The 2676-nt window shown below is 43.4% G+C and carries 4 protein-coding genes and 1 pseudogene; all 5 read left to right on the top strand.

Annotated features, from left to right (window positions below; genetic code table 11):
* Positions 1 to 919 (top strand): 7,8-didemethyl-8-hydroxy-5-deazariboflavin synthase subunit CofG (cofG, locus tag H6S82_RS27970; RefSeq protein ID WP_191057089.1); only part of this gene is annotated, 919 nt, incomplete at its 5' end.
* A 38-nt stretch (positions 920 to 957) separates the two neighbouring features.
* Positions 958 to 1137, top strand: coding sequence for a hypothetical protein (locus H6S82_RS27965; protein WP_190474863.1), 180 nt, complete (start codon positions 958 to 960; stop codon positions 1135 to 1137).
* Entirely contained in the window at positions 1134 to 1517 is a 384-nt protein-coding gene (locus H6S82_RS27960; protein WP_190474853.1) for a hypothetical protein, read from the top strand. Before H6S82_RS27965 ends, H6S82_RS27960 begins: the two co-directional genes overlap by 4 nt.
* Before the next feature lie 424 nt (positions 1518 to 1941).
* Positions 1942 to 2394, top strand: coding sequence for a tetratricopeptide repeat protein (locus H6S82_RS27955; RefSeq protein WP_190474851.1), 453 nt, complete (start codon positions 1942 to 1944; stop codon positions 2392 to 2394).
* Positions 2395 to 2466: 72 nt separating this feature from the next.
* Positions 2467 to 2676 (top strand): annotated as a pseudogene (locus H6S82_RS34430) (GTPase HflX); the annotation flags it as partial.

The following is a 2676-nucleotide window of genomic DNA, read 5'->3' as shown; positions in this document are numbered from 1 at the left end:
ATGTGCTTACTGCAATTTTCGGTTCGACCCCGGTAAAAGTCCGTGGCTGACTTTACCAGATGCGGAAATTCTGCTAAAATCCCTCCAAGATAAAGGCATTTGCGAAATTCTCATCCTCAGCGGCGAAGTTCATCCCCGTTCGTCACGGCGACAAGCTTGGTTTCAACTTATCTACGATTTGTGCCAACTGGCGCTATCAATGGGATTTTTACCTCACACCAATGTTGGGCCGCTCAGTTGTGAAGAAATGGCCAAACTCAAAAATGTGAATGTCTCGATGGGGTTAATGTTAGAACAACTAACACCCAAGCTGTTGAATACCGTTCACAAACACGCTCCCAGTAAAATACCCGAATACCGCCTGCAACAGTTAGAATGGGCAGGAGAGTTAGCGATTCCATTTACCACTGGCTTGCTCTTGGGAATCGGGGAGAGTTCAGGCGATCGCTGGGAAACTTTAGAGGCAATTTCACACATTCACCAACGCTATCATAACATCCAAGAAGTAATTTTACAACCCCACAGTCCCGGCAGCCAACAAACTTTTGATGCCCCACCTTTTGACCCGCATCAATTACCAGAACTAATAGCCAAAGCTCGTCAGATATTACCATCAGATATTACTATACAAATTCCACCCAATTTGGTGAAAGAACCAAGTTGGTTATTAGCGTGCTTAGATGCAGGTGCGCGAGATTTGGGAGGTATCGGGCCAATAGATGAAGTAAATCCCGATTATCCGCATCCAGAATATCAGAAATTGCAACAAATTTTATCGCCTGCGGGGTGGGAATTGGTGGCGCGTTTGCCAGTTTATCCCTACTTTGATGGTTGGTTATCGAAGGAATTGCAAAGAAATGTGAAGGAATGGAGAAGTGCGATCGGAGCAAGTTCACTTAGCGTACCTAATCATTTATAGTTTAATTAGGGTAGCGATATAGTGGAAAATCTTCGCCAATGACTAAAGTTTCGCTCTCGAAGCGAATCCTAAATGATGAGCTGCATCGCAACTTGTTGTTTAGTCGCTGTCTTTTAGAATATCGCTATTTGGAACAGCAAGAAATTAAACGTTGGTACGATGTTCATCCCTTAATTAAGGGGATTGATGAATTTAAAGAAGCTTGCAATCAGATATGACAGAAACTTTAATTGACTGGGACAAAGATTTACCAGCAGACCCAGAAGAAGAATACGAAGCATTAGTGCGTTCTCTGAGTTGGATAGACGGCTTTGGATTAATCTTTGTCCGCTGTTCTCCAGCCGAAGGAGAGCGTCTGATTAAAAGAGTTCGCGAGGATATACCCAAAAAAAATATTGAAGTTTTGCGATTGGAGCAACCCATCAGTAACTTTTACGATATTATTGACAACTTACCAAACAAAGACAAAATAAATATTCTGTTCGTAACTGGTCTGGAAAAATATTTCGAGGAATATATCAAACCCGGTTATGGCGGACAAGGTGATTATTACAAGCAGGTTTATCCTAGAATTATTTGTCCGGAAGAATGCGGGTAAAGCATACAATTTCAAGTATAATCATCAAGAAATTTCACCGAATATCCAGCTTTGTCCGAGTATTGTCCAGCCAATCCAAAATCCAAAATCCAAAATCCAAAATCTTTAGGGGTGTCGGGAGCGATCGTCCTGTCCAGACTTAGCTAAAATTGGATTGGAGCATCTATCTATTAAGGTCGCAGACAACCCGATGAATCTTGCCATTCCTCAAACTGGAAAAGTTTTAACCCGAACGAGATTCGGTAGAAAATTGGTCAAATAAGGCTCACCCACGCCAATTAACAGCAATACCTGCTACTGTCAGTTAATACCTGCCGCAGTCAGGCGGTGAGTAAATTGGGTGCGATCGCGCTAGATGCGATCGCCTCTCTAGTAAAATCAATTCAATGGATTCTTAAAACCACCTTTGCAGTGGAAAACTCTTATGACTAGCTTAGACCGCTATGAGAAGGCTAATGCTAATAGCGATAAAAACCAGGGTAATCAGTCCGAAAACCATAATCTTTGGTACAAACAAGGCGAAACACTGGCTGATTTAGGTCGCTATGAAGAAGCACTCGCCAGCTTCGATAAAGCCATAGAAATGCAACCCGATTACCGTGCGGCTTGGGTTTTCCGAGGCGTTGTGCTGATTCATCTAAAACGTTATGAAGAAGCTCTATGTAGCTGTAACAAAGCTATAGAAATTTTACCAGAAGACAAAGAAGCTTGGACTTTCCGAGGTGCTGCATTGTCTCACCTGGGACGTCATGACGAAGCATATCGCAGCTATAACAGGGCATTAGGAAAAGAAGAGTCACAGTGCAGGAAAATACTGCGTCAGCTCGTCAGACCTTTCAGGAAAAAGAGATCCATTCCAATCTCTCCCACAGAGTAGAAGCACTTCCCTACTATTAGTTAAAATAGACGAGTAAACAATCTTCGACCAATTTAAGGAACCAGAACTATTATCGAAACGATTTACGGCAACCTTCAAGGTTTAAAATCCAGTGAGCTAAAACAGTTGCAAAAGCTGTACCATCAGCGCTTACCGGGCGATCGCATCACTACGCCCGAATTTGCCGAGCGCTTGGGTGACATCAGCACCGACATCAACCAACCGGTGTGCGCTTACCTCAATCGTCGGGGACAGGTGATTCGCGTAGGCGTGGGAACTCCC

The sequence above is a fragment of the Planktothrix sp. FACHB-1355 genome (genome assembly GCF_014748295.1).
GTDB classification, from domain to species: domain Bacteria; phylum Cyanobacteriota; class Cyanobacteriia; order Cyanobacteriales; family Aerosakkonemataceae; genus Aerosakkonema; species Aerosakkonema funiforme_A.
The sequence above is the reverse complement of the archived record's forward strand: the minus strand, read 5'-3'. Positions and strand labels throughout refer to the sequence as shown.

Excerpts from the sequence above, each read along its gene's own strand:
- H6S82_RS27965 (WP_190474863.1), top strand. The coding sequence starts at position 958 with ATGACTAAAGTTTCGCTCTCGAAGCGAATCCTAAATGATGAGCTGCAT.
- H6S82_RS27960 (WP_190474853.1), top strand. The coding sequence starts at position 1,134 with ATGACAGAAACTTTAATTGACTGGGACAAAGATTTACCAGCAGACCCA.
- H6S82_RS27955 (WP_190474851.1), top strand. The coding sequence starts at position 1,942 with ATGACTAGCTTAGACCGCTATGAGAAGGCTAATGCTAATAGCGATAAA.